The sequence below is a fragment of the Delftia sp. PX-1 genome, assembly GCF_055797465.1.
This window is the reverse complement of sequence record NZ_CP184763.1, coordinates 2,111,160-2,135,254: the sequence shown is the minus strand read 5'-3', so window position 1 is coordinate 2,135,254 and position 24,095 is coordinate 2,111,160. Positions and strand designations below refer to the sequence as shown.

The window sequence follows — 24,095 nt, the reverse complement described above, 5'->3', positions numbered from 1 at the left end:
TGTTGTCGAAATCCCTGAGGCAAAACTGTCCTGACCCTCATAGGCTGTAGCTATCCGGTAAGCTCCGAGAGCATTTGCAGAGAATTCCTGTATGACCCAAAACCTGTCCAACGCCGAACAAGCCCTGCGCGACGCAGCCCGCGAATACCATCGCAGCCCCAACAAGGGCAAGATCTCCGTCACGCCCACCAAGCCCTTGTCCAACCAGCGCGACCTGTCGCTGGCCTATTCGCCCGGCGTGGCCTACCCCTGCCTGGACATCCAGGCCGACCCCTCGCTGGCCGCCGAATACACGGCGCGCGGCAACCTGGTCGGCGTCATCACCAACGGCACGGCCGTGCTGGGCCTGGGTGACATCGGCCCGCTGGCCGGCAAGCCGGTGATGGAAGGCAAGGGCTGCCTGTTCAAGAAGTTCGCCGGCGTCGACGTGTTCGACATCGAACTGGCCGAGCGCGATCCGGACAAGCTGATCGAGATCATCGCCTCGCTCGAACCCACGCTGGGCGGCATCAACCTCGAGGACATCAAGGCGCCCGAGTGCTTCTACATCGAGCAGGAGCTGTCCAAGCGCATGAACATCCCCGTGTTCCATGACGACCAGCACGGCACGGCCATCATCTCCAGCGCCGCCCTGCTCAACGGGCTGGAGCTGGTGGACAAGCAGATCGGCAACGTCAAGATCGCCGTCTCCGGTGCCGGCGCTGCTGCCATCGCCTGCGTGAACGTGATGGTGGGCCTGGGCGTCAAGCGCGAAAACGTCTTCATGTGCGACTCCAAGGGCGTGATCTACGAAGGCCGCCCCGGTGGCCTGGACGCCTCCAAGGCCCAGTACGCGCAAAAGACGGACGCCCGCACCCTGGCCGATGCCGTCAAGGATGCCGACGTCTTCCTGGGCTGCTCGGCTCCCGGCGTGCTCACTGCCGACATGGTCAAGACCATGGCCGACAAGCCCATCATCCTGGCCCTGGCCAACCCCGAACCCGAGATCCGCCCTGAGCTGGCCAAGGCCGTGCGCCCGGACTGCATCATGGCCACGGGCCGTTCTGACTACCCCAACCAGGTCAACAACGTCCTGTGCTTCCCCTACATCTTCCGTGGCGCGCTGGACTGCGGCGCCACCAAGATCACCGAAGCCATGAAGCTGGCCTGCGTGCGCGAAATCGCCGCACTGGCCAAGCAGGACGTCAGCGATGAAGTCGCCGCCGCCTACCAGGGCAAGGAGCTGAAGTTCGGCCCCGACTACCTGATCCCCACGCCCTTCGACACCCGCCTGATCCTGCGCATCGCGCCGGCCGTGGCCAAGGCCGCCGAAGAGTCCGGCGTTGCCACCCGCCCCATCGCCGACTACGACGCCTACCGCGAGAGCCTGACCCGCTTCGTCTACCAGACCAGCATGTTCATGCGTCCGGTGTTCGCCGCTGCCAAGGCCAACCAGCAGCGCGTGGCCTATGCCGAAGGCGAAGACGAGCGCGTGCTGCGCGCCGCCCAGGTCGCCGTCGATGACGGCCTGGCCAAGCCCATCCTGATCGGCCGCCCCGCCGTGATCGAGGCCCGCATCGCCAAGGCCGGCCTGCGCCTGGTGCTGGGCAAGGACGTGGAGATCTGCAACCCCGAGGACGATCCGCGCTTCCGCCAGTACTGGGAAACCTACCACCGCCTGATGGGCCGCAACGGCGTCACGCCCGAGACCGCCAAGGCCGCCGTGCGCCGCTCCAACACGCTGATCGCAGCGCTCATGGTCCACCTGGGCGATGCCGACGCCATGCTCTGCGGCCTGGTCGGCAAGTTCGACAGCCACCTGGCCCATGTGCGCGACGTGCTCGGCCTCAAGCAAGGCGCTGGCGAATTCGCCACCGTCAACGCCGTGATGCTGGACAGCGGCACGCTGTTCATCGCCGACACCTACATCAACGAGGCGCCCAACGCCACCGAGCTGGCCGACATTGCCCGCCTGGCGGCCGAGGAAGTGGCCCGCTTCGGCCTGCCGCCCAAGGTGGCCTTCCTGTCGCACAGCAACTACGGCTCGTCCAGCCGCCCCTCGGCGCTGAAGATGCGCGCCGCGCGCGACCTGTTCGCCGCCGCCAACCCCGACGTGGAATGCGATGGCGAAATGCACGGCGACTCCGCCCTGTCCGAAGCCATCCGCGACCGCGCCCTGCTCGAGTCCTCGCTGCACGGCGAGGCCAACGTGCTGATCTGCCCCAACCTGGACGCCGCGAACATCCTGTTCAACGTGCTCAAGACCACGGGCGGCCACGGCACGACCATCGGCCCCATCCTGCTGGGCGGTGCTGCCGCAGCCCATGTGCTGACCCCCTCCGCCACCGTGCGCCGCGTGGTCAACATGACGGCCCTGGCCGCAGCCCAGGCCATCGCTGCCCGCGGCTGATCCGTTGCGCCCCCCGAAAGGCGCCCCTGCGAAGGGGCGCCTTTTTGATTGCGGGTCGTGCATCGGCACGCATCCCTCGGGACCCACGCAAGCCCGGCTAGAATACGGAGCTTCGGAGGTTTGGGTGAGTGGTTTAAACCAGCAGTCTTGAAAACTGCCGACGGGCAACCGTCCGTGAGTTCGAATCTCACAGCCTCCGCCAGATAGCCATATAAATCAATAGGTTACAAGGCACAAAAGAGCAATACCCACAGAAGTGCCCACATAAAAAAGCGCCCCGATGCCGCAAGGCAGCGGGGCGCTCCTGCGTCTGGGGCATTGGCGGGCACCTCAGCGTGGCGGCTCGTGGTTGGTGACGAAGTCGGCGGGCACGTCCGGCCCCCAGACGTAGAGCGAGTCCTCGGGAGGATGGTCGGCCGCAGGCCACACCGCGCCCGCCTCGACAAAGTCGATGTCGCAGGAGTACTCGGCGAAGCTGCCCCAGGGATCGCGCACATAGCGAAAGAAGTTGGAGCCCAGCACATGCCTGCCCACGCCCCAGCCCTGCGCATAGCCCGCCTCGGCCATCTGCCGGGCGCCGCTGCCCACGGCGTCGACAGAAGGCACGCACCAGCTGCTGTGGTGCAGGCCGGGTCCATGCGATGCGGCCAGTGCCAGCAGGTGATGGTCGCTGCCGTGCGGGCTGTGCAGGAAGGCGATGACCGAGCCCGAGCGGTCCGAGAGCCTGAGTCCCAGCACATCGGTGTAGAACGCCAGCGCGGCATCCACGTCGGCGCAGAACAAAAGCACATGCGACAGGTGCAGCGGCCGGATCTGCGGCATGAGGCTGCGAGCCGGCGCGCGGCCGGAATTGCGGCAGGCCGGCGGCAGCTCGTGCGGTGCGGGCGCCGACGGAGAGCTCTTGGGGGCTGCACGCAGCTGGATGGGCACCCCGTCGGGGCTGGCGATCCAGATACCGTCGGTCCGGGCACCGGCCGGCGCAGGAATGCGTGCGATCCCCGCGCCGTCGATCCGGCGCGAGAAGGCATCGAGATCGGCTGCATGGATGCCCAGGCTCAGCCACTGCAGCCTCTTGTGCGTTGCGGCCTCCAGCACCCGCGCCCAGCGGTGGGGATGCCCGTAGGTGTGCAGCGCCAGCGCGCCGTCGATGTCGCGCACCTCGAGCCCGAAACTGGCGTAGAAATGCCGCGCCGCTTCGAGATCGGGCACGCTGAAGACGAACTCATCGATCGAATGCACGGCCGGCTGCCCGGCCGCGCCGGACGGCGTTCCAGGTGTCGTTCCAGATGGCGTGGGAAGGCCGCTCATGGTATCCCCTCCTTTGCATGTTCACTGCGCGAAGACCGGCGGGCAGCGCCACGCGGCCGGTGGGCGGGCGAGGCCATCACCGCACCCGCTGGAGCTGCCGCCCAAGAACCCCGCCGTCCAGCGTCATGACATCGCCGGACTTCAGGAAGCGGGGCGGCTTCATGCCCAGGCCGACACCTGCGGGCGTGCCGGTGATGACAAGGTCGCCGGGCAGCAGCGTCATGAACTGGCTCAGATAGGACACGAGACAGGCCACCGGAAAAATCATGTCTGCCGTGCTGCTGCGCTGCATGACCTCGCCATTGACGGACAGCGTCAGTTCGATGGCCTGAGGGTCGGGCAGCTCGTCGGCCGTGACCAGCCACGGCCCGACCGGGCCGAAGCCATCGAAGCTCTTGCCCTTGCCCCACTGGCCGTTGCGCTTGATCTGCCAGTCACGCTCGGAGATGTCGTTGGCCAGCAGGTAGCCGGCCACATGCGCGAGCGCACCTTCCACGGGGATGCGGCTTGCGCGCGTGCCGATCACAAAGCCCAGTTCGATCTCCCAGTCGGTGGCAACCGACGCTTCGGGCAGGCGCACCTCGTCGTCCGGCCCGGCCAGCGATGAAAGCGCCTTGTGAAAGACCACGGGCTCCTTCGGAATGTCGAGACCCGACTCCTCGGCATGCCGCCGGTAGTTGAGCCCGATGGCAACGAACTGGCGCGTGCCGGCGACAGGGGGCCCCAGGCGGCTGCCTTGCGCCACCAGCGGCAACCGCTGCAGATCGACGGCGGCCAGCGCGGCCAGCCTGCCGGGCGCCATCCACTCGGGCGTGAAATCGGGCACCAGGTCCGACAGGTCGCGCGCCTGGCCCTGGGAATCGATGGCGCCGGGCTTCTCGCAGCCGCTGGCGCCGTGGCGTATCAGTTTCATGGTCTGTCTCCTGGGACGGGAAGTGGAAAGTGGGAAGGAAATGGATCGAGACGCGGACCCTGCATGCGGGTGGAGCCTCAGAAGCTATGCCGCACGCCGGCAGCGAAGCCGTTCTGCGAACGCCCGGGGGCGGGCGCGGCGCCTGGCGCCGCATTGCTGACCGACAGCGCAAGTGCTCCCTCGTTGGACAGATGCCCTGCGGTCGCATACAGCGTGGTGCGCTTGGACAGCGAATACCGGGCCCGCAGGGCAAAGAGCCGCGCCCCGTCGTCGCTTCGCCTGAAACGCAGATCCAAGGCCTGCGCGTCGAGGGTCAGGGCCGGTGTGGCGGCGACACTGGCGCCCAGGTACCAGAGATCGCTGCGTGGCGCGTCGGAACGGCCGTCGTTGTGGCGGGCAATGACCCCGGCGCCGAGCTTCCATGCTCCCCAGCGCACCCATCCCGCGGCGGTGGAGCGACGGTCCTTGCGCGCGCTGCTGGTCAGGCCTGCGAAGGCGCCGGGGCCTCCACGGATTTCATCGACGGCCAGCGCGATGCCCCAGGCCTTGGCCTCGTACTTGAGCATTGCCGACCATTGCCGGCAGGCGCTGGAGTCGCCCGGCTGCTCGCCGGGGCAGTTGGTTCCCGCGGGACCGGGGCCAGCATTGACGGCATCACGCCCCAGGCTGTAGGTTGCGCCGACGGTGAAGCCGCCAAGGCCGGCGCGCCACGCAAGCGCGTTGTCCGCGCGCGCATTGGGCAGGTAGCTGTCCAGCGATGCCGCGCCGTAGGCATTCGGGCCGAGGATGTCCGCATCGAGCTGGGACCAGTACAGCATGGTGTACTGGCGCCCCAGTGTGAGGCTGCCCCAGTCGCCGGACAGGCCGACGAAGGCCTGGCGCCCCCAGGCGCGCCCGCCCTGGTTCAGCACGCCCGCGTCGAGCGCCAGGCCCTGCTCCATCGTGAACAGGGCACGCAGGCCGCCGCCCAGGTCCTCCGAGCCGCGCAGGCCGATGCGCGACGGCACGCTGCCGGTGAGGCCCGGCATGCGGTTCAGCGAAGCGCCTCCCTGGCCCACATCGGTCAGGTGCTCGACGGATGCATCGAGCAGGCCATAGAGCTTGACGCCCTGGGCCAGGGCGGGTGCCGAGGGCACGGCAGCGGCACCGGCCAGGCATAGCGCGGATAGCGCGGCGCGAACAGGAAAGGAGGGATGTGGCATGTTGTCTCCTGAAAGTGATGGATGTCGGCAAGGACGGCGAAAGCGCAGACTCAGGCGCAGGCCGGCGTCCCCCGGCCGGACTGGCCAGGGTCAGGAACGCGAAAGGCCGGACGGCCCGGGGGGCAGGCGGCCGGATGGGCCGGGGCTAGCCGGGCCCCACCGGCGGGGTGCGATGGCCCAGCGCCAGCGCCAGGACCTCGGTCGGCGGCGCCGCACCGTCGCCGCGCCAGGCGATGTGGTGGTCCGGGCGGATCAGGATGCGGTCGGCGCCATACAGCGCACGCGTCTGCCCGTCTTCGCTCCTCACCACATCCAGCCGGATGCCGTATTGCGCAGCAGCCTGCCTCCAGGGCTCCAGCCCGTCCGGGCCGAATGCAAGCAGTGTGAAATCGCGTCCGAAGTCATCGAGCAGGGACCGGTCCGGCCCCGTTGCCACATGCGGAGCGCGCGTGCCGGGATAACCTCCAGGCAGGTAGCGGTTGGGCTCGTCCGGCGGGGGCTCGGCCAACTCCCGGGCGACGACGGGGCTGTCGGCATAGCGCAGGCCCAGTTGCAGCCCCGGGATGTTGAACTCGCGTGCCACATGCTCCGAAAGTGCCTGCCCGAGCGCATGGCGGGCGCTGTCGCCCGCGGGCCCCTCCTGCTCCACTGCAGCCGTGACCGGCAGGCATCCGATGCTGTCGGCCATGCTGCGTGCAAAACTGGTGTTGCGCTGGGCGATCGGCCGCCGCTCGGCCTCATAGCTGTCCAGCAGCGCCGGGCCGGCCGCCCCCTGGATGGCCGCCGCCAGCTTCCAGCCCAGGTTCACGACGTCGTCCACGCTGGTGTTGTAGCCCATGCCGCCCGTGGGCGTGAACAGGTGCGCCGCATCGCCGGCGATGAACATCCTGCCGTGCCGCAGGCGCTCGGCCACCAGGGCATAGCCCGCGTTCCAGGGGGTCAGCGCGATCAGCTCGTGCGCAAAAGGCCGGCCGACGACGGCCTGCAGCGCCTGCTGCGGATGGAAATCGGCAGGCTGGGTGCCTTGGGGCAGCTGCACGATCAGCACGAACCGGTCCACGCCGTCGATGGCGCACAGCAGGCCGCGCTGCCCGGGACCGACGGCCCAGTACTGCCAGGCCCTGGGCTTGCCGATCAGCCCATACAGACCGGGGGCCCGGAAGTAGATGGACATCATCGGGCCGCCCAGGAAGTCCCGCCGCTCGCTGCCATGGCCTGCGTAGACGACGCCCATGGCCTGGCGGACCAGGCTGCGCGGCCCGTCGCAGCCGACCACATAGGCGGCCTGCAGCAACTCGGTACGGCCCGTGTCCGGCTCGCGGCATTCGATCTGGACTGCGCAACCGGTGTCCTGCACCGCCTCGGCCCTCAGGCCAAAACGCAGCACGGCGCTGGCATGGCGTTCGGCCTGCGCCCTGAGCACGGGCTCGATGAACATCTGCTGCGCCCGATGCGGCAGCTCGGGCGTGGGCCAGGCCTGTTCCCCGTAGTCGCCATAGGCCGTGCCCGAGGCGGCCTCCTCGGCCGAGGGAATGCGAAAGCGCGCCAGCTCGGGCCCCGTGAGCCGCGTGCAATAGACGATGTCCTGGGGGTGCGAGGGCGGCAGGCCCAGCCTGCGTACCTGGTCGGCAAAGCCCCGGCGGCGGTAATGCTCCATGGTCCGGGACGAGGTGGCATTGGCCTTGGGCAGCGTCGGCGGCCCGCTGCGCTCCTCGATCAGCACGCACGGTATGTCCCTGCAGCCCAGCTCGATGGCCAGCATCAGCCCCGCAGGCCCTCCTCCGATGATCGCAACTTCGGTCTTCATGGCGTCTCCCCGGGGCTCAATCGACGGTCACCTTGACGCGGCGCAGCACTTGGGCATAGCGCTCGCGGTCGGCCTGCATGAGGTCGGCAACCTGCCTTGCGGGGCCGATGCTGGTGAAGAAGCCAAAACCGGCCAGGCGATCCCTGACGTCAGGCGCGGACAGGGCCCGGTTCACCGCCTCGTTGATGCGCTCGGCGACGGCCGGCGCCGTGCCCTTGGGCGCCATGAGCGCAACCCAGGTCAGCGCATCGATGCCGGCCGGGCCACCGGCCTCCTGCACGGTCGGCACATCGGGCAGCGCCGGGGAACGCTGGCTGTCCGCCACGGCAAGAAAGCGCAGCTTGCCGGCCTGCTGCAGGGGGCCGGACGTCGCAATGCTGCCGTAAGCCCAGTCCACCTCGCCCGTCGACACGGCGGCGTACAGCTGCGAAGTCTCCTTGTAGGGGACATGCATCATTTCGACACCCATGGCGGTCGCGGCCCGGGCCGCGCCCAGATGCAGCGGCCCGCCCACCGCATTGGAGCCATAGGTCATGCCGGGCCTGCGCCGTGCCGCCGCCATCAGTTCGGCCAGGCTGTGGAACGGGCTTTGCGCGCCGACCACGACGAAGAAGGCGGTCTTGTAGAGCAGCGCCACCGGCGTCAGCTCGCTTTGCGGGTCATAGGCCAGCTTGCGCAAGACCAGCGGATTGATGGACAAGTGGCCTACGTCCACCACCACCAGGTCGTTGCCCGTGGGCGGCGCGTTCTTCATCGCATTGATGGCCACCACGCCGGCCCCACCCGGCCTGGGGTCGACGACGACCGGCTGCCTCCATTGCGCCGAGAGCTTGTCGGCGACCAGCCGGGCCACCACGTCGGGGCCGCTGCCCGCGGGAAAGGCGCTGGTGATGCGCACCGTTCCGCCGGCGGCCGTCTGCGCGGCGACGGAGCCCGCCGCCAGGGTTGCCAGCGCACAGGCGCCGGCCCATTTCCTCGTGCTCATGCTGCTTGTCTCCTATGGGTCGCCGGGCTGCGCCGACGTTATGGAGGGCATGCTAGGTCTGGCAGCCCGGCTGCGGCAGAGGGCAGAAACGCCTCAGCGATGCATGGTCGTTATCACTGGAGCGTTCCGCAGCGGCTCAGGCGCGGCGGAGCCCGCGTGCACGGCCCCTGCGGGAAATCCCCTGGCTTTGGCGCGCTCGGAAACGGGCATAAACACGCTCCGACCGATGCCCAAACTTCATCACCTTCGCAATTTCGTCGCCGTTGCCCGGGCACGCAGCCTGCGCAGCGCCGCCCGCAGCCTGGGCCTGACCCAGCCGGCGCTGACGCGCAGCGTGCGCGAGCTGGAAGCCGAGCTCGGCGTGGCGCTGTTCCAGCGCCATGCGCGCGGGGTATCGCTGACCGTGGCGGGCGAGCGATTCCTGCTGCGCGCGCAGGCCGCGCTCGAGGAACTGCGTCGCGGCAGCGAGGAGGCCGCCCAGGCGCGCGGCGAAATGCAGGGCCATGTCGCCGTCGCTCTGTCCAGCGCCCCCGTGCTGTCGCTGCTGGCCCGCGCCTATGCCCAGTTCCGGCGCGACTGGCCGGATGTGCACCTGCGTTTCGTCGAAGGCCTGTTCCCGGCCGTCGAGCCGGCGCTGCGCGACGGCCGGCTGGACTTCTATCTGGGCCCCCGGCCCGAGAGGCAATTGAGCGCCAGCTACCAGGTGGCCCTGGTTCACCGCAACGAGCGTGTCGTGCTGGCCCGCCGCGGCCATCCGCTGCGCACCGCGGGCAGCCTGCAGGCGTTGCTGGAGGCGGACTGGATCGTCACCGGCCTGCGCGAGCGCCGCGAGGAAGAATTCGAGGAGCAGTTCTCCGCGCTCGGCCTGCGCAGCCCGCGCGTGGTGACGGTCGCCGAATCGTTGATGGCCCTGCTGGCGCTGCTGGCCAGCAGCGACGCCCTCGCCTTCTTGCCGCGCCAGTGGGCCGATACGCCCCTCTTCAACGGTGTACTGGAGCCCATTGCCGTGCGCGAGAGCCTGATGGCACCCGACATCGTGCAGGTCACGCGTGCTGCGCTGCCTCTGACGCCCGCCGCGGAACGCCTGTCGATGCTGCTGCTGCGCGCGGCAGTCCACGACTTCGGCGAGCCGGCCGGCGCCTGAGCCGCGGCCGGCGTCTCCACAATATCTTCATACAATCTTTACATTGCATTGACCAGGCAGACATATTCTGCCGGACTCATAGCGCCTCGCGTAAGCCAAGAGTCCGTAGCCAACGCTGAAGCTCCCGTTCGACCGCCTTCCTGGGAATTTCCCCTGTGCCAGCGCACTTGTCATCGCCGCTGGCATTTCCTATGACCCATCCCGTCCCCTCACAAGCAGCGAGCACGATCACGCGAAGCGCTCCGCTGGCCATGCCCGCACCGTCGCTTTCCCTGGACATCAAGGTCCTCATTGGCCTCCTTCTCTTTACGGTGGTCTGGCTGCTGCAGATCGACAGCTCCAGCCTCACGGCACCCAAGGACAACCTCGAGCAGCTGACCTGGGTGCACAGCCTGGAGTGGGGCTACTACAAGCATCCACCGCTGCCGACCTGGATGTTCTCGGTGCCGGTCAATGTGTTCGGACTGTCTGCCCGCACCAGCTATGTGACGGGCGCGCTTTTCACGCTGGCCGGCCTGTTTGTCTTCTGGAAGCTGATGCAGACCTTGCGCGGCAGCCGCCATGCCACGCTGGCCCTGCTGGCGGCCCTGTGCATCACCTACTACAACGAGCGGCTGCACTTCTTCAACCATGAAGTGGTGCTGATGCCCTTCTTCGTGGCCAGTGCCCTGCTGGTGTGGCGTGCGGTGGGCAGCAGGCAACTGCACTGGTGGGCGGCCCTGGGCTGCTGCCTGGGCCTGGGCGCACTGGCCAAGTACCAGATGATCCTGGCCGCCGTGGCGGTATTCCTGTTCTGGCTGGCGTCAGGCGCCTGGCGCGAGCGGGTCCATGTCATCGGCCTGGCCCTGGCCGCTGCCATTTCGCTGGCCATCATCTCGCCGCACCTGTACTGGCTGTTCCTGAACGACTTCGGCCCCATCCGCTATGCCACCGAATCCTCGCTGGGCGCCAGCCTGGGCGGCGGCGCAAGACTGCTCAATACCTTGCACTGGCTGGCCGACCAGCTGTTCAACCGCGCATTGCTGGCCTGGGTGCTGCTGGGACTGGTAATGGCATTGCACCGCCGCAGCCGCCTTGCGCCGCAGGACACACCGCAGCGTCCCGGGACAGCCGATGCATCGCGCGCGCTGATCCTGTGCTTTGGCCTCACGCCCATCGTGCTGACCTGCGCCATCGGCATCTTTGCGGGCTCGTCGCTGCAGCTGCACTGGGGCACGCCCTTTCTGCTGCTGGCCGTTCCCGTCGCCATGGAGCTGGCCGGTGCCAGGCTGCAGCCGTCGCGCATATCGATCACCACCGCCATCAAGTGCTTCGTGGCGCTTCAACTGGCCTTGCTGCTCGTGGCCCAGATGACCTCGGCGCGCAGTGAACTGCGGCTTAACAGCCGGCACTGGAGAAACTTCGATTCAAAGGCCTTGAGCCAGGCGCTTGCCGAACCCGCGCGCGAGGCACTGGGAGGCGACATCCGCGTGATCTCAGGCCCCACGGCCGAGGCCAAGGCCCTGGCCCTGAAGCTGCGCGAAAAGCCGCTGGTGCTGATCGATGGCCGCATGGACATCAGCCCCTGGATTTCCCAGCACATGGTGGATGCCTGCGGGGTGCTGCATCTGCAGCTGGCGGCATCGCCGCCGCCCGGACACCAGCCGGTGGGCGAAGGCTTTCCCTCCCTTTACTGGCGTGTCACCCCGCCGCAGGAGGATGCGGGCAACTGCGTCGAAAGCTGAACAGGGTGATGGCTGGGCCGGGCACTAGCGAACCAGCGCGTGCCGCACATCGATGGCAAAGCCGCTCAAACCCTTGCCCGGGGCTTCGCCGTCTTCGACGTCCACATCGAACAACTGCCAGTGCGCTTGCCTGCCTTGCGGCAAAGGCAGACAGGAGATCTGCGGCCCCATGTCGATCATGGCTGCGATGTTGTTGACCGCCTGCACCTGTGCCGCTCGCACCAGGGGCATCAGCAAGTCGTCGGCAATGCCCAACGCGCGCAGGTGGCCCAGCGCCTGCTGCGCATCGCTGAGCAACGGGCCTTCGTTGACGTTCAGATCTCCTTGGTGCAACTGCTCCAGCCGGCGGCTGTCTCCGGCAGCCGATACCTCGCTGCACAACCCGTGAACCAGTGCCGCCATTGCCACGGCGGGCTCTCCGCGGCTTTCGCTCAGAGCCCATAGCACGGGCTCGGCCATACCCAGGGATTCGTAGTACGGAAAAAGCGCGTGCAGCTCGGGATGCTGTTCGAGCAAGTATTCGCTGTAAGTCTTCTTGGGCTTCTTGGACATGGGTGCGCTATGTGTTTCAAATCAAGGCTTGTTAATTTTCTGCTGTCTTGGCTGAATCACGGTCACATATCCAATGACCATTCCACCGATCAAGGCCATGGGCCAACCAAAAAGAAACACCACCACATAGGCCATGGATGCACCGCCGCCTGCATAGGGCGCGCATTCTTGTGCATTGGCCCACAGACTGAAAATCAGCACCGTTGCCGCAGAAACCAGGCAAGGCCAGGAACTGGGCCAGGCCAGCATGCCCAGCGGCACCAGCATCACGAGTGCATTGGCAAGCCAGAAACGGGTCAGACCTGCATGGCACCAGATCTGTGTGAACAGGGATTGAATGGGAAAGCTGGCAAGCAGGGCCAGCATGCCAAGCCGTCTGACCGCGTAATGGTGACGCAAAAATCCAGGCCTCATGTCACATTGCCTTGCTCGAGAAATGATGGGCAGAAAGAATACGCTGCTTGCGGGCCGCGCCTGTCGGCATTGCGTGATTGCACCCATTGTTGAGAACCACCACCGTGCCCATGAAATCCCCCTGCGAAGAACTCATCGACATGCTGGGCCAGCCCTATGGCGCCGGCAAAGTGGCCCAACTGCTTGGCCCACTGGGTGTCAAGCGAATGCCCAGGCCGTCGAGCCATTTTGATGACGACATCATCTGGTCCGCCAAGTCCTCGCTGCGCATCGATGTCTATCGTCCCCGGGCACTTTCCAGGCTGACGGGGAGAGACTGGGAGGATGGCGATGTCTGGCTCATTGGCTCCGTGCATTTTCTTGCGCCGGGGGCAGACAGCAGAATCCGGGCCGTATTTGCGGGCAGCCTGCCTTCGGGGCTGAGCATGCAATCCCCACCTGAAGCGCTGGTGGCGGTTTTTGGGCCGCCGCAAATGGAAGATGGGATCGAGCGACCGGGACATGGCGGACGTCTGCTGGCCTGGCGCAAGCCGCAGGTCAACATCGTGGCCGAGTATGCGGATGCCGGCGAAGCTGGCTCCATCACCAGCTTTGTGGTGTGCCTCATCGGCTGCATAGGCGCATGGCGCCACGACGATCCAGAGGTCTTCGCGCCCTGAGGACCTGGCGGCCAAACCGCTCCTTGCATCCTCAACCCAGGGCAGGCGCTCGCAGATACCCCATCAGCACCTGCACGATGCCATCCTCCAGGGCCTGGGGGGTGAACATGACAGGCGGATCGATGACGGCGGCATGCACCAGGGACTCCATGGTCTGCAGCAGCATCCAGGTGGCCAGGTCCAGATCGCGGTGGGCGAGCTGACTGCGGTGCAGCTCCAGGAGCTGGCGCACCTGGCGGAAGATGCCGCCGTCGGCCGCGCTTTGCTCGCGCGGCGCGTCGAAGAAGGGGAATTCCTTTTCCAGCACCCGGTGCAGATCGGGCTCGACCCGGTGCGCCGCCAGCAGCGCCCGGACCATGGCCTGCACATGGCCTTGCAGGCCCTGCGGCCGCTCTGCCGCAAGCACGGCGGCAATGGCCGCGTACATCTGCGCGGCGTGGCGCTCGTGCAAGGCCGTGATCAGCGAGTCCTTGTTGGGAAAGTACTGGTAGAGCGAACCCACGCTCACACCTGCGCGCTCGGCCACCAGATTGGTGTTGGTGGCGGCATAGCCGCGCTCGGCCAGAACGCGAGCCGCAGCTTCCAGAATGGCCTCGACCGTGGCAAGGGAACGCGCCTGCCGTGGCTGCTTGCGGGGCTGGGGCGGCTGGCGCTGCGCCGCCTGCGAATGCGAGTTTTCAATGCGAGCCATGGCTCATATTCTCCTGGACATGTGATCTGAGTTTTTACTCGTATTTGAAAGGGAATGCACATGTCTTCCGGAATTTCGCCATCTGCGGCCGCGTCGCCGCCGGTGAACGCATTCGCGCGGCTGCTGCCGCTGACGCTGGCGGTCTTCGTCAGCTTTCTCTGCCTGGGCATGCCCATGCCCGTGCTGCCCCTGCACCTGAACCAGACCCTGGGACTGGGCACGCTGGGCGTGGGCACGGTGATGGGCTGCCAGTTCGCGGCGGCCCTGCTGTCGCGGGCCTGGGCCGGCTCTCTGGCCGACACGCGCGGCGCCAGGCGTGCCGTGGTGCTGGGTATGTTGCTGGCCGCCGCTTCGGGCGTGGCCTACCTGATGTCCCGCGCCTTCGAGGGCGGACAGGCCGCAGTCTGGGTGCTGGCCGCCGGCCGCGTGCTGCTGGGCTGCGCCGAGAGCCTGATCATCACCGGGGCCTTGAGCTGGGGCGTGGGCATGATCGGTCCGCAAAACGCCGGCAAGGTCATGGCCTGGGTGGGCATTGCCATGTACGGCGCCTATGCGGCGGGCGCGCCGGCCGGCGTGGCGGTGCAGGCGGCCTGGGGCTTCTCCGGCATTGCCGTGGCCACCATCGTGCTGCCGCTGGCCGCCCTGGCCATGGTCTGGGGCCTGCGCGCCACGCCGGCTGCGGCCCAGCGCCGCACGCCGTTCTACAAGGTGCTGGGCACGGTATGGCTTCCCGGCCTGGGGCTGGCCCTGTCCAGCGTGGGCTTTGGCGTGATCACGACCTTTGCAGCGCTGCTGTTCGCATCGCGGGGCTGGGGAGCGGCCTCGCTGGCCTTCACGGCCTTCGGCCTGGCCTTCATCGGCGCGCGCCTGCTCTTCGGCCATCTGCCGGACAAGCTGGGCGGCGTGCGGGTGGCACTGGCCAGCATTCCGCTGGAAGCCGCCGGCCTGCTGCTGATCTGGGGCGGGGGCGATGCGCCATGGGCCTATGCAGGCGCCGCGCTCACCGGCTTCGGCTACTCGCTGGCCTTCCCGGCCTTCGGCGTGGAGGCCGTCCGCCGGGCGCCTGCCCAGGCGCGCGGTGCGGCCATGGGCGCCTATGTGGCCTTCTTCGACCTGTCGATGGGGCTGACGGCCCCTGCCGCCGGGCTGCTGGCCAGTGTCACGGGCGTCGGAGACGTGTATTTCGCCGCCGCCGTGAGCGTGGCGCTGTCCATCGCCGTGGCCTTGCTGCTGCGCTTGAACGCAGCCCCGGGAGCCACCCATGGCTGAGCCGATTCACATGCCTGCCGGCACGCAGCGCGCGCTGGGCACCGTGTTGAAGGTGCAATCCGTCACGCCGCGCATGCGCCGCATCACGCTGGGTGGCGAGCAGATCGCCGCCTTCTCGCGGGCGCCTGCCGTGGATACGCCCGCCGCCTGGGTCAAGCTGTTCCTGCCCACGGGCGAGGGCCGGGCGTACACACTGCGCAGCGTGGACCGCCAGGCCGGCACGCTGGACATTGACCTGGTACTGCATGGCGATGCGTTCAACGCCAAGCATGAGAACAGCACCTCCGCTGGCGGCGACGGCCCCGCCTCCCGCTGGGCCGCCCAGGCCCGCGTGGGCGAGCAGGTGGCCATTGCCGGCCCGCGCAGCGGCGGCTTCGCTCCGCCGGCCGGCACCGATTGGCTCATGCTGGCGGGCGATGGCTCGGCACTGCCGGCCATGCAATCGATCGCGGCGCGCCTGCCAGCCTCCGCGCGGGTGAAGGCCTACGTGGAAATCACCGATGACGGCGAATGCCAGCCCATGGACAGCGCTGCCCGCTGGCGCACCGAGTGGATCACCGCCGCGCCGGGCCAGCCTGGGCAGAGGCTGTGCCAGCGGCTGATGTACCGGCCGCTGCCGCCGGGCAACGGCTATCTGTGGATGGCGGGCGAGTCCGGCGCCATGCGTGCGCTGAAGCGGCATTTCCTGGACCGTGGCATCGCACCCGGCCAGCTGAGCGCCAAGGGCTACTGGAAGTGCGGCGAGGCGGACCACAAGGACCGCTAGAGCGGCGCAAGCGGCACAAAACGGCCTCCTTCACAGATCAACACAGAGCGCCTCATCCCCCGGGTAATCACCCGGACACGGGATGGAGGCGCTCACTAGAATTCAAAAATGAACTTTGACAACAACATTCAAATTCAATGAAAAACAGCGGCCTCCGGACAGCGCCTGCCTCGGCTTGCGAACTGCATGCAGCCTATGCCGCCGGCACGCTGACGCCCACGCAAGCCACCGAGCATTGCCTGCAAGCGGCCTGTGAAAGCCCGTCCGTGTTCACGCGCATCACGGCGGAGCGCGCGCTGGAAGAGGCCAGGCAATCCACGCAGCGCTGGCGTACGGGCCGCCCGCTCGGGCCGCTGGACGGCGTGCCCATCAGCTGGAAGGACCTGTTCGATGTGCGTGGCACGCCCACCACGGCGGCATCGGCCCTGCTTCGCTCTGCCCCGCCAGCCCCTGCCGATGCCCCCGTGGTGGCGCGGGCCGCGGCGGCCGGCATGGTCTGCCTGGGCAAGACCAACCTCAGCGAGTTCGCCTATTCGGGACTGGGCCTGAACCCCGGCTTCGGCACCCCCGCCAATCCCCGCCTGGGTGGGCGCGCACGGGCGCCTGGCGGCTCCTCCAGCGGCGCGGCCCTGGCCGTGGTGCAGGGCTGCGGGCCGCTGGCCATGGGAACGGACACGGCAGGTTCGGTGCGCATTCCCGCAGCCTTCAACGGGCTGGTGGGCTTTCGTGCCAGCCGGGGGCGCTATCCCATGCAAGGCGTCTTTGCGCTGTCACCTTCCCTGGACACGCTGGGGCCGCTGGCCCTGGGCGTGGCCGACTGCATGGCCCTGGACCAGGTGCTGCGCAGCACCGTGCCTGCCGGCGATGCCGCTGCAGGCCCTGCCGTCCCAGGCCCTGTCATAGGCCTGCAGGGACAGGTGTTCGTCATCGACCCCGGCCTGCTGGACGACGACCGCGTGCAGGCGCAGGTGCGCGACGCGATTGCAGCCGGCCTGGCCCTGCTGCAGCGGCAGGGCGCCCGCGTGCAGCGGCGCCGGCTGCAAAGCCTGGACACGGTGCAGACGCTGACGCAGCGCCATGGCTGGCTGGGCGCGCATGAGGCATTGGCCACGCACCGCGAGCGCCTGGATGCCCCGGAGCAGGCCGCGCGCATGGACCCGCGCGTGCGCAGCCGGCTGGAGGCCGCAAGGCATCTGGACCATGGCGGCTACCTGCAACTGCTGGCACGGCGCCAGCCATTGATGGAGCTGTTTGCGCAGGAGCTGGGCGGCGCCACCTTGGTGCTGCCCACGGTGGGCCATCCGGCGCCGCTGCTGCAGCCCCTGCTGGAAGACGACGCGCTGTTTGCCCAGACCAATCTCGCCACGCTGCGCCTGACCATGCCCGGCAGCTTCCTGGATGCGCCGGCCGTGGCCCTGCCCTGCGGCGCCCTGTGCCTGCAAGGCCCCGGCGCGAGCGCCGAACGGCTTCCCATCGGCCTGCAGCTGATGCGCCCGCAGGGCGATGACGACCGGCTGCTGCGCATTGCCCTGGCCGTCGAACAGGCGCTTTCCTCCCTCAACCGTTCCCAGTGAAAAAGGAGTGCATGCAATGAGCAAGGACATACAGATCACGTTTGGCGTGGACGTCGATGCCGTCGGCGGCTGGCTCGGCTCGTATGGCGGGGAGGACTCGCCCGACGACATCTCGCGCGGCATGTTCGCGGGCGAAGTCGGCTCGCTGCGGCTGCTCAGGCTGTTCGACAAATACGGCCTCAAGACCACCTGGTTCATCCCGGGCCACTCTGCCGAGACCTTTCCCGAGCAGATGAAGGCCGTGGTGGACGCGGGCCATGAGATCGGCATCCACGGCTACAGCCACGAGAACCCGATTGCCATGACGCCCGAGCAGGAGGAAGCGGTGCTCGACCGCAGCATCGAGGTCATCACGCGGCTGGCCGGCCGCGCACCCACGGGCTATGTGGCGCCCTGGTGGGAGTTCAGCCCCGTCACCAACGAGCTGCTGCTCAAGAAAGGCATCAAGTACGACCACAGCCTGATGCACAACGACTTCCACCCGTACTACGTGCGCGTGGGCGACCAGTGGACCCGCATCGACTACAGCAAGCATCCCGACACCTGGATGAAGCCCCTGGTGCGCGGAAAGGAGACACGGCTGGTCGAGATCCCCGCCAACTGGTACCTGGACGACCTGCCACCCATGATGTTCATCAAGAAGTCGCCCAACAGCCACGGCTTCGTCAACCCGCGCGACATAGAGCAGATGTGGCGCGACCAGTTCGACTGGGTCTACCGCGAGCACGACTACGCGGTCTTCCCCATCACCATCCACCCCGATGTCTCCGGCCGCCCCCAGGTGCTGCTGATGCTGGAGCGCCTGATCGAGCATTTCCAGTCGCACGACGGCGTGCGCTTCATGACGTGCGACCAGATCGCCGACGACTTCCTGCGCCGCCAGCCGCGTTGATGCCGCATCCCACCTCAGCGAGGACACCATGAATACCTCCGCCATTGCCTCCGACGCCCCAGGCGCCGGCCATCCGGCCCCGGCCGGGACCGATGCCCCCTGGACCGCGCCCACCGTGACGCGCAGGCAGGTCAGCTACGCCACCTGGGTCTGCTTTTTCGCCTGGGTGTTCGCCGTCTACGACTTCATCCTCTTCGGCACCCTGCTGCCGCAACTGGGCGAGCACTTCCAGTGGAGCGCCGAGCAGCAGGCGCGGCTGAACACCTGGGTGACGCTGGGCACGGTGATCGTGGCCTTCGGCATCGGCCCCATCGCCGACCGGCTGGGCCGGCGCAAGGGCATCATCATCGCCGTGGCGGGCGCCGCGCTGTGCTCGGGCCTGACGGCGCTGGCCGGCTGGGTGATCGGGCTGTCGGCGGGGCTGGGCTTCGTGCTGCTGATCGTGGTGCGCTCGCTGGCGGGCCTGGGCTATGCAGAGCAAAGCATCAACGCCACCTACCTGAGCGAGCTGTTCTCCCTGGTCTACACGGACCCGGCCTCCCTGCGCCGGCGCGGCTTCATCTACTCGCTGGTGCAAGGCGGCTGGCCCGTGGGCGCGGTGCTCACGGCCGTGCTGGTGGCCCTGCTGTATCCGCTGGGCGAGCGCTGGTTCGGCCAGGGCGGCGGCTGGGTGCTGTCCTTCGTGTTCGCCATGTTCCCCGCCCTGGTGATTGCCGTGCTGGGCCGACGGCTGGTGGAAACGCCCCAGTTCCTGACCGCGCGGCGCGTTGCCGATCTGCGCCGTGCCGGACGCGAGGCAGAGGCCGCACGCCTGGCCCAGGCCCATGGCGCCCACCCGCAGCAAGCGCAGCACACCGGCCTGTCGGCCATGTTCCGGGGCGCCTCGCTGCGGCCCACGCTGTCGCTGGCCCTGGGCTTTTTCCTGAACTGGTTCGCCATCGTGATCTTCGCGGTGCTGGGCACCTCGGTGCTGGGCGGCGCCGGTGGCACGCCGGGCAAGGGCGTGGATTTCTCCAGCGCGCTGCAGGTGCTCATCATCTCCAATCTCGCGGGCTTCCTGGGCTATGTCTTCCATGGCTGGCTCGGTGACCGCATAGGCCGGCGCAACGCCGTGGCCATAGGCTGGATGCTGGGTGGCCTGGCCTTCGCGCTCATGCTGAACGCGCCCTCGGGCGACTTCTGGCGCATCGTGCCGCTGTACTCGCTGGGGCTGTTCTTCCTGATCGGCCCCTATGCAGCGGCCCTCTTCCTGATCGGCGAGAGCTTTCCCAGCCACATCCGCGCCACGGCCAGCTCCTTTGTCAACGCCATGGGCCAGGTGGGCGCCATCGCGGCAGGCTTCGGCGTGACCTGGACGCTGTCGCAGGGGGCGGACTGGGCACAGGCGGCGCTGTACTGGGGAGCCATTCCCTGCGCAGCCTCGGGACTGCTGATGTTCCTGGCACCCCATGTCGATCCCGAGACCGTGAAGTGAGGCCGCCATGCACCCGCAGATCGACAGGAACAAGGTCGCCCTCATCACCGGCGCTGCCAGCGGCATCGGCCAGGCGCTGGCCGTGGCCTACGCGCAGGCCGGCGTTGCCGTGGCCGGCAGCTACTACCCGCAGGACCCGCACGATCCCGGCCAGACCCGGGACCTTGTCGAGCGCGCGGGCGGGCGGTGCGTGATGGAGGCGGTCGATGTGGGCGATGCCGAGCAGGTCGAGCACCTGGCCCGCGTCGCCGTGGGCCGCTTCGGCCGGCTGGACTTCGCCGTCGCCAATGCAGGTTTGCTGCGCCAGGCGGCCCTGGCAGAGATGAGCGATGCGCAGTGGCAGGAGGTCATCAACATCGACCTGGGCGGCGTCATGCGCACCTTCCGGGCCAGCGCGCGCCACATGGCGGCAGGCGGGGCCATGGTGGCCGTCTCCTCCATTGCAGGCGGCGTCTACGGCTGGGAGCAGCATGCCCACTATGCGGCCGCCAAGGCAGGCGTGCCCGGGCTGTGCCGCGCCGTGGCCATGGAGCTGGCACCGCGCGGCATACGCTGCAATGCCGTGATTCCCGGCCTGATCGAGACGCCGCAATCGCTGGACCCGGTCAACTCGCTGGGGCCGGAGGGCCTGGCGCAGGCGGCCAGGGGCATCCCGCTGGGACGCGTGGGGCAGGCCCGCGAAATCGCCGCCCTGATCCGCTTCCTGACCAGCGACGAGGCTTCCTACATCACCGGCCAATCCATCATTGCCGACGGCGGCCTGACCGTGCGCTGGCCCAGTTGAGGACATCCGACATGAACACCTCCAAGCCCCTGGACGGCCGCCGCGCCGTCGTGACAGGCGCCGGCAGCGGCATCGGCGAGGCCATCGCCCTGGCCTATGCGCAGGCCGGCGCGCGGCTGCTGCTGGCCGACATCGATGCCGCGCGGGCCGAGGACGTGGCCTGGCGCTGCCGCGCGCTGGGCACGCAGGCCGAGACCGTCATCGGCGACGTGGGCGACGAGTCCACGGCCCACCGCATCATCGACCGCTGCGTGCAGGCCTTCGGCGGCATCGACATCCTGGTCAACAACGCCGGCATGCTCACCCAGTCGCGCTGCGCCGACATGTCCACCGCGATGTGGGACGAGATGCTGCGCGTGGACCTGCGCAGCGTCTTCCTGTGCGCGCGGCGCGCGGTGCCGCACATGCAGGCGCAGCGCTGGGGCCGCATCATCAACATCGCCTCGCAGCTGGGCATCAAGGGCGGCGTGGAACTGAGCCACTATGCGGCGGCCAAGGCCGGCGTGATCGGCTTCACCAAGTCGCTGGCGCTGGAAGTGGCACCTGACAATGTCCTGGTCAACGCCATTGCCCCCGGCCCCATCGCCACGCCGCTGGTCGACGGCATCAGCGCGGAATGGAAGCGCGCCAAGGAGGCCAGCCTGCCGCTGGGCCGCTTCGGCCGCGCCGACGAGGTGGCGCCCACGGCGGTGCTGCTGGCCTCCGATCCCGGTGGCAATCTGTATGTGGGACAGACGCTGGGGCCCAATTCCGGCGATGTCATGCCGTGAAAAGAAGCACCCCCTGAGTCGCTTCGCGCCTTCCCCCTCTCTTCGGAGGGGGGCGTACGGGCAGCCGGCGACACCCTCGGTGCGGGGCGGCGCGGCCGGCATAGGCCCTTCCTGGGTGTCTCTGCTCTTTGGCTGCGCCAGTTTCGCAGGCGGCTCCATTCGCAACCGAAAGGTTTTCTGTCATGTGTGGAATGTGCGGTTTGCTGCAGGGCTCCGGCCACTGGAGCCAGGCGCCGGCCGGATCGGCCGGGCGCCGCCAGCGGCTGATTCAGATTGCGCGCGCCAACCGGCTGCTGGCGCTGTGGCGGCTGCGGCTCAGCGACTTCCACGGCCAGTCCTACCTGCTGCAGGGGCCTACGGGCGCCAGCGTTCTGGTGCCCGACTTCGGTGCGTTGTGGCCCGCGGCCGAGCGGCTGCTGGCCCGCGAGCTGGATCCGCTGGCCATGCCCTGGCCGCAACCGGAGCAGGCGCCATGACCGGCGATGCACGCCTGCCCGTGGGCGTGCTCACGGGCTCTCTGGGCAGCGGCAAGACCACGCTGCTCAGGCAATGGCTGCAGGACTCTCCCGCTGCCGAGACCGCCGTGCTGATCAACGAATTCGGCGCCGTGGGGCTGGACCATCTGCTGGTGGGCCGCATCGACGCCGACACGGTGCTGCTGGACAACGGCTGCATCTGCTGCGCCATCCGCGGCGAACTCAAGGAGGCGCTGTGGCGGCTGCACCAGCGCCGCGAGCGCGGCGAGCTGCCTGCGTTCCAGCGCGTGCTGATCGAAACCACGGGCCTTGCCGCGCCCGGCCCGGTGATCGCCACCCTCATAGGGGATGCGCAATTGCGCCAGGTCTTCAGGCCCGCCCATGTCGCCACCGTGGTCGATGCCCTGCACGCGGCCACGCATGCGCAGCGGCCCGAATGGCAGGCCCAGGTCGCCGCCGCCGACCGGCTGTACCTGAGCAAGACCGACCTGGCCCGGCCGCAGGACGCCGAGGCGCTGCGCGCGCAGCTTGCCAGGCTCAATCCGCTGGCCGTGCTCGGCAACAGCCGCCAAGCGCTGCCGGCCTGGCAGGAGCAGCCCGTGCAGGAGAGCAATTGGCTGGCACGCGCCATTGCAGGCACGCCTCGCAGCCGCAAGGGCCAGGAGCCGCACGGCAGCATCCAGGCCTTCTGCCTGGAACTCGACGGCCCCGTGGACTGGTGTGCGCTGACGCTGTGGCTGACCTGGCTGCTGCACCGCCATGGCGAGCGGGTGCTGCGGCTCAAGGGGCTCGTGGCCGTGGCCGCCGAAGGATGGCCGCAGGGGCAGCCGACGGTGCTGCACGGCATGGGTCATCTGATGCATGCGCCCGAGCATCTGGCCGAATGGCCCGGTGGCGACTGCCGCTCGCGCCTGGTCTTCATCGCCTCGGGGCTCAACGGGCAGCACGTGGACGACTCCTGGCAGTCGTTCCAGCGTTTCTTCGCGCAGGACAATGGGGCGCAGCCCGGCGCCGCACCCGGCCCGGCCGCCTTCCATTGACAAGGAACACCCCATGCGCAAGAACATGCCTGAACTGCGGGTGCTGGGCACCTCGGTGACGCTGACCGAGGCCATGCGCCGCCGCGCCGAGCAGGACCTGGGCCTGCGCATCCGCTTCGAGGTGCTCGACGGCTTCGACGCGCAGCGCCAGGCCGTCATGCGCCAGGACAGCTTCGATCTCTACGACCAATGGTTCCACAGCCTGGACTGCCTGTGGCCGACAGGGGCGCTGCAACCCATAGACATCGGCAGGCTGGCGCATTGGGACGAGGTCAACGCCCTGCCCAAGACCGGGCGCATCACGCCGCAGGCGGCCCTGGGCGCGGGCTGCAACCCGGCCATGCGCCTGTACGTGCAGGCCGATGGCACCCTGGGCGGCACGCCCGCATCGCGCATCAGCATGCTGCCGCTGACGCACAACGCCGACAGCTTCGTCTACCTGCCCGCCGCCGTGCCAGATCTGTTCGCGCAGACCGAGGAGAGCTGGTCGTGGCTGCTGTCTCCCGCCTGCCGTGGCCGTGCGGCCCTGCAGGCGGATGCGGCCATCGGCGCGCTGGATGCGGCCCTGGCCCTGCAGGCCGGCGGCGACATGCGTTTTGGCGACATCAGCAACCTGGGACTGGAGGAGATCGACCAGATGATGGCCCTGCTGCTGCAGCGGCAGGAGTCGGGGCAGTTCCGGGGCTTCTGGGGCAACTACGCCGATGCGGCGCGGCTGATGATCGATGCCGGCGTCGCCATACAAAGCCACTGGTCGCCGGCCATCGCCCACTACCGCGCGGCGGGGCTGGACTACCGGCTGGCCTGCCCGCGCGAAGGCTACCGGGCCTGGTACGGCGGCCTGGGCATCTCCAGCCAGGCCAGGGGCGATACGCTGGATGCCGCCTACCGCTACCTGAACTGGTGGCAGTCCGGCTGGCCCGGTGCGGCGATGGCACGGCAGGGCTACTACATCTCCAACCCGCTGCGCAGCCGCGAGCACCTGCGCGCCAGCGAATGGGACTACTGGTACGCCGGCCTGCCTGCCGCCGAGGACCTGCGGGGCACCGACGGACAGATCTTGATCCCGCGCGGCAGCGTGCGCGACGGCGGCTCCTACGAGCAGCGCCTGGGCCACATCGCCGTCTGGAACACCGTCATGGACGAGCACAACTACCTGGTGCGCCAATGGGCCACGCTGCTGCGCCGCGCCCGCCCCTTATAGTCCTGCCGGATACCGGCCCCCTTTGCGGCGGCCGGTGCACAGGTACATGCAGATGAAG

22 protein-coding genes and 1 tRNA gene are annotated in these 24,095 nt (G+C 68.6%); 15 read left to right on the top strand and 8 right to left on the bottom strand.

Translation table 11 applies throughout. The annotated features are described in order from the left end of the window. Nucleotides 1-91: 91 nt before the first annotated feature. Together ACN20X_RS09895 and ACN20X_RS09890 are read left to right on the top strand one after the other, a co-directional pair. Nucleotides 92-2,389, top strand: a complete 2,298-nt coding sequence (locus tag ACN20X_RS09895; protein ID WP_012204029.1) for an NADP-dependent malic enzyme — start codon at nucleotides 92-94, stop codon at nucleotides 2,387-2,389. Nucleotides 2,390-2,503: 114 nt separating this feature from the next. Continuing rightward, a tRNA-Ser gene (locus ACN20X_RS09890) sits at nucleotides 2,504-2,591 on the top strand. Between the two features lie 128 nt (nucleotides 2,592-2,719). Here the strand turns inward: ACN20X_RS09890 and ACN20X_RS09885 are convergent. The 5 genes from ACN20X_RS09885 to ACN20X_RS09865 form a co-directional block, all read right to left on the bottom strand. Further along, nucleotides 2,720-3,697 (bottom strand): VOC family protein, encoded by a 978-nt coding sequence (locus ACN20X_RS09885; protein ID WP_277849550.1) that lies wholly within the window; start codon nucleotides 3,695-3,697, stop codon nucleotides 2,720-2,722. 76 nt (nucleotides 3,698-3,773) lie between these two features. Then, nucleotides 3,774-4,610, bottom strand: coding sequence for a fumarylacetoacetate hydrolase family protein (locus tag ACN20X_RS09880; protein ID WP_016449792.1), 837 nt, complete (start codon nucleotides 4,608-4,610; stop codon nucleotides 3,774-3,776). Between the two features lie 77 nt (nucleotides 4,611-4,687). Continuing rightward, on the bottom strand, nucleotides 4,688-5,812 hold the full coding sequence (locus ACN20X_RS09875; RefSeq protein WP_473210551.1) for a porin: 1,125 nt from the start codon (nucleotides 5,810-5,812) through the stop codon (nucleotides 4,688-4,690). Between the two features lie 145 nt (nucleotides 5,813-5,957). Further along, nucleotides 5,958-7,619 carry an FAD-dependent monooxygenase gene (locus ACN20X_RS09870; protein ID WP_473210550.1) on the bottom strand — a complete coding sequence of 554 codons (1,662 nt, stop codon included), beginning with the start codon at nucleotides 7,617-7,619 and terminating at the stop codon, nucleotides 5,958-5,960. 16 nt (nucleotides 7,620-7,635) lie between these two features. Next, entirely contained in the window at nucleotides 7,636-8,604 is a 969-nt protein-coding gene (locus ACN20X_RS09865) for a Bug family tripartite tricarboxylate transporter substrate binding protein (protein WP_016452636.1), read from the bottom strand. 226 nt (nucleotides 8,605-8,830) lie between these two features. Here ACN20X_RS09865 and ACN20X_RS09860 point away from each other — a divergent pair, with 226 nt between their 5' ends. Beyond that, on the top strand, nucleotides 8,831-9,748 hold the full coding sequence (locus tag ACN20X_RS09860) for a LysR substrate-binding domain-containing protein (RefSeq protein ID WP_016449796.1): 918 nt from the start codon (nucleotides 8,831-8,833) through the stop codon (nucleotides 9,746-9,748). Nucleotides 9,749-9,939: 191 nt separating this feature from the next. Next, entirely contained in the window at nucleotides 9,940-11,472 is a 1,533-nt protein-coding gene (locus ACN20X_RS09855; protein WP_223275280.1) for an ArnT family glycosyltransferase, read from the top strand. A 24-nt stretch (nucleotides 11,473-11,496) separates the two neighbouring features. Here the strand turns inward: ACN20X_RS09855 and ACN20X_RS09850 are convergent, their stop codons facing one another. Both ACN20X_RS09850 and ACN20X_RS09845 read right to left on the bottom strand, forming a co-directional pair. Continuing rightward, entirely contained in the window at nucleotides 11,497-12,024 is a 528-nt protein-coding gene (locus ACN20X_RS09850) for a hypothetical protein (protein WP_016452638.1), read from the bottom strand. 21 nt (nucleotides 12,025-12,045) lie between these two features. Then, nucleotides 12,046-12,390, bottom strand: coding sequence for a hypothetical protein (locus tag ACN20X_RS09845; protein WP_016452639.1), 345 nt, complete (start codon nucleotides 12,388-12,390; stop codon nucleotides 12,046-12,048). A 158-nt stretch (nucleotides 12,391-12,548) separates the two neighbouring features. Here ACN20X_RS09845 and ACN20X_RS09840 point away from each other — a divergent pair, with 158 nt between their 5' ends. Continuing rightward, a complete protein-coding gene (locus ACN20X_RS09840) occupies nucleotides 12,549-13,097 on the top strand; it encodes a hypothetical protein (RefSeq protein ID WP_016452640.1) in 549 nt (182 codons plus the stop codon). A 31-nt stretch (nucleotides 13,098-13,128) separates the two neighbouring features. Here the strand turns inward: ACN20X_RS09840 and ACN20X_RS09835 are convergent, their stop codons facing one another. After that, entirely contained in the window at nucleotides 13,129-13,788 is a 660-nt protein-coding gene (locus ACN20X_RS09835) for a TetR/AcrR family transcriptional regulator (protein ID WP_016449798.1), read from the bottom strand. 60 nt (nucleotides 13,789-13,848) lie between these two features. Between ACN20X_RS09835 and ACN20X_RS09830 the strand changes: the two genes are divergently transcribed. From ACN20X_RS09830 to ACN20X_RS09785, 10 genes are all read left to right on the top strand, one after another. Then, the gene (locus tag ACN20X_RS09830; protein WP_473210549.1) at nucleotides 13,849-15,057 is read left to right on the top strand and encodes an arabinose transporter; all 1,209 of its coding nucleotides are present in this window, start codon (nucleotides 13,849-13,851) and stop codon (nucleotides 15,055-15,057) included. Next, nucleotides 15,050-15,823, top strand: a complete 774-nt coding sequence (locus ACN20X_RS09825; protein WP_016452642.1) for a siderophore-interacting protein — start codon at nucleotides 15,050-15,052, stop codon at nucleotides 15,821-15,823. The genes ACN20X_RS09830 and ACN20X_RS09825 overlap by 8 nt, the downstream gene beginning before the upstream one ends. Nucleotides 15,824-15,960: 137 nt before the next feature. Continuing rightward, nucleotides 15,961-17,397 (top strand): amidase, encoded by a 1,437-nt coding sequence (locus ACN20X_RS09820; RefSeq protein WP_473210548.1) that lies wholly within the window; start codon nucleotides 15,961-15,963, stop codon nucleotides 17,395-17,397. Nucleotides 17,398-17,413: 16 nt separating this feature from the next. Then, on the top strand, nucleotides 17,414-18,289 hold the full coding sequence (locus ACN20X_RS09815; RefSeq protein WP_016449802.1) for a polysaccharide deacetylase family protein: 876 nt from the start codon (nucleotides 17,414-17,416) through the stop codon (nucleotides 18,287-18,289). A 28-nt stretch (nucleotides 18,290-18,317) separates the two neighbouring features. After that, a complete protein-coding gene (locus ACN20X_RS09810) occupies nucleotides 18,318-19,763 on the top strand; it encodes an MFS transporter (RefSeq protein ID WP_473210547.1) in 1,446 nt (481 codons plus the stop codon). A gap of 7 nt (nucleotides 19,764-19,770) precedes the next feature. Beyond that, the gene (locus ACN20X_RS09805) at nucleotides 19,771-20,547 is read left to right on the top strand and encodes an SDR family NAD(P)-dependent oxidoreductase (protein WP_313283484.1); all 777 of its coding nucleotides are present in this window, start codon (nucleotides 19,771-19,773) and stop codon (nucleotides 20,545-20,547) included. Between the two features lie 11 nt (nucleotides 20,548-20,558). Beyond that, nucleotides 20,559-21,317 carry an SDR family NAD(P)-dependent oxidoreductase gene (locus ACN20X_RS09800; protein WP_473210546.1) on the top strand — a complete coding sequence of 253 codons (759 nt, stop codon included), beginning with the start codon at nucleotides 20,559-20,561 and terminating at the stop codon, nucleotides 21,315-21,317. 182 nt (nucleotides 21,318-21,499) lie between these two features. Further along, on the top strand, nucleotides 21,500-21,793 hold the full coding sequence (locus ACN20X_RS09795; RefSeq protein ID WP_016449806.1) for a hypothetical protein: 294 nt from the start codon (nucleotides 21,500-21,502) through the stop codon (nucleotides 21,791-21,793). Continuing rightward, entirely contained in the window at nucleotides 21,790-22,833 is a 1,044-nt protein-coding gene (locus ACN20X_RS09790) for a CobW family GTP-binding protein (RefSeq protein WP_473210545.1), read from the top strand. Before ACN20X_RS09795 ends, ACN20X_RS09790 begins: the two co-directional genes overlap by 4 nt. Before the next feature lie 13 nt (nucleotides 22,834-22,846). Then, a complete protein-coding gene (locus ACN20X_RS09785) occupies nucleotides 22,847-24,037 on the top strand; it encodes an ABC transporter substrate-binding protein (RefSeq protein ID WP_473210544.1) in 1,191 nt (396 codons plus the stop codon). Nucleotides 24,038-24,095 lie beyond the last annotated feature (58 nt).

What these genes read in the sequence shown, in the direction of transcription:
- ACN20X_RS09895 (WP_012204029.1), top strand. Translation starts at nt 92, where the DNA reads ATGACCCAAAACCTGTCCAACGCCGAACAAGCCCTGCGCGACGCAGCC.
- ACN20X_RS09885 (WP_277849550.1), bottom strand. Translation starts at nt 3,697, where the DNA reads ATGAGCGGCCTTCCCACGCCATCTGGAACGACACCTGGAACGCCGTCC.
- ACN20X_RS09880 (WP_016449792.1), bottom strand. Translation starts at nt 4,610, where the DNA reads ATGAAACTGATACGCCACGGCGCCAGCGGCTGCGAGAAGCCCGGCGCC.
- ACN20X_RS09875 (WP_473210551.1), bottom strand. Translation starts at nt 5,812, where the DNA reads ATGCCACATCCCTCCTTTCCTGTTCGCGCCGCGCTATCCGCGCTATGC.
- ACN20X_RS09870 (WP_473210550.1), bottom strand. Translation starts at nt 7,619, where the DNA reads ATGAAGACCGAAGTTGCGATCATCGGAGGAGGGCCTGCGGGGCTGATG.
- ACN20X_RS09865 (WP_016452636.1), bottom strand. Translation starts at nt 8,604, where the DNA reads ATGAGCACGAGGAAATGGGCCGGCGCCTGTGCGCTGGCAACCCTGGCG.
- ACN20X_RS09860 (WP_016449796.1), top strand. Translation starts at nt 8,831, where the DNA reads ATGCCCAAACTTCATCACCTTCGCAATTTCGTCGCCGTTGCCCGGGCA.
- ACN20X_RS09855 (WP_223275280.1), top strand. Translation starts at nt 9,940, where the DNA reads ATGACCCATCCCGTCCCCTCACAAGCAGCGAGCACGATCACGCGAAGC.
- ACN20X_RS09850 (WP_016452638.1), bottom strand. Translation starts at nt 12,024, where the DNA reads ATGTCCAAGAAGCCCAAGAAGACTTACAGCGAATACTTGCTCGAACAG.
- ACN20X_RS09845 (WP_016452639.1), bottom strand. Translation starts at nt 12,390, where the DNA reads ATGCTGGCCCTGCTTGCCAGCTTTCCCATTCAATCCCTGTTCACACAG.
- ACN20X_RS09840 (WP_016452640.1), top strand. Translation starts at nt 12,549, where the DNA reads ATGAAATCCCCCTGCGAAGAACTCATCGACATGCTGGGCCAGCCCTAT.
- ACN20X_RS09835 (WP_016449798.1), bottom strand. Translation starts at nt 13,788, where the DNA reads ATGGCTCGCATTGAAAACTCGCATTCGCAGGCGGCGCAGCGCCAGCCG.
- ACN20X_RS09830 (WP_473210549.1), top strand. Translation starts at nt 13,849, where the DNA reads ATGTCTTCCGGAATTTCGCCATCTGCGGCCGCGTCGCCGCCGGTGAAC.
- ACN20X_RS09825 (WP_016452642.1), top strand. Translation starts at nt 15,050, where the DNA reads ATGGCTGAGCCGATTCACATGCCTGCCGGCACGCAGCGCGCGCTGGGC.
- ACN20X_RS09820 (WP_473210548.1), top strand. Translation starts at nt 15,961, where the DNA reads ATGAAAAACAGCGGCCTCCGGACAGCGCCTGCCTCGGCTTGCGAACTG.
- ACN20X_RS09815 (WP_016449802.1), top strand. Translation starts at nt 17,414, where the DNA reads ATGAGCAAGGACATACAGATCACGTTTGGCGTGGACGTCGATGCCGTC.
- ACN20X_RS09810 (WP_473210547.1), top strand. Translation starts at nt 18,318, where the DNA reads ATGAATACCTCCGCCATTGCCTCCGACGCCCCAGGCGCCGGCCATCCG.
- ACN20X_RS09805 (WP_313283484.1), top strand. Translation starts at nt 19,771, where the DNA reads ATGCACCCGCAGATCGACAGGAACAAGGTCGCCCTCATCACCGGCGCT.
- ACN20X_RS09800 (WP_473210546.1), top strand. Translation starts at nt 20,559, where the DNA reads ATGAACACCTCCAAGCCCCTGGACGGCCGCCGCGCCGTCGTGACAGGC.
- ACN20X_RS09795 (WP_016449806.1), top strand. Translation starts at nt 21,500, where the DNA reads ATGTGTGGAATGTGCGGTTTGCTGCAGGGCTCCGGCCACTGGAGCCAG.
- ACN20X_RS09790 (WP_473210545.1), top strand. Translation starts at nt 21,790, where the DNA reads ATGACCGGCGATGCACGCCTGCCCGTGGGCGTGCTCACGGGCTCTCTG.
- ACN20X_RS09785 (WP_473210544.1), top strand. Translation starts at nt 22,847, where the DNA reads ATGCGCAAGAACATGCCTGAACTGCGGGTGCTGGGCACCTCGGTGACG.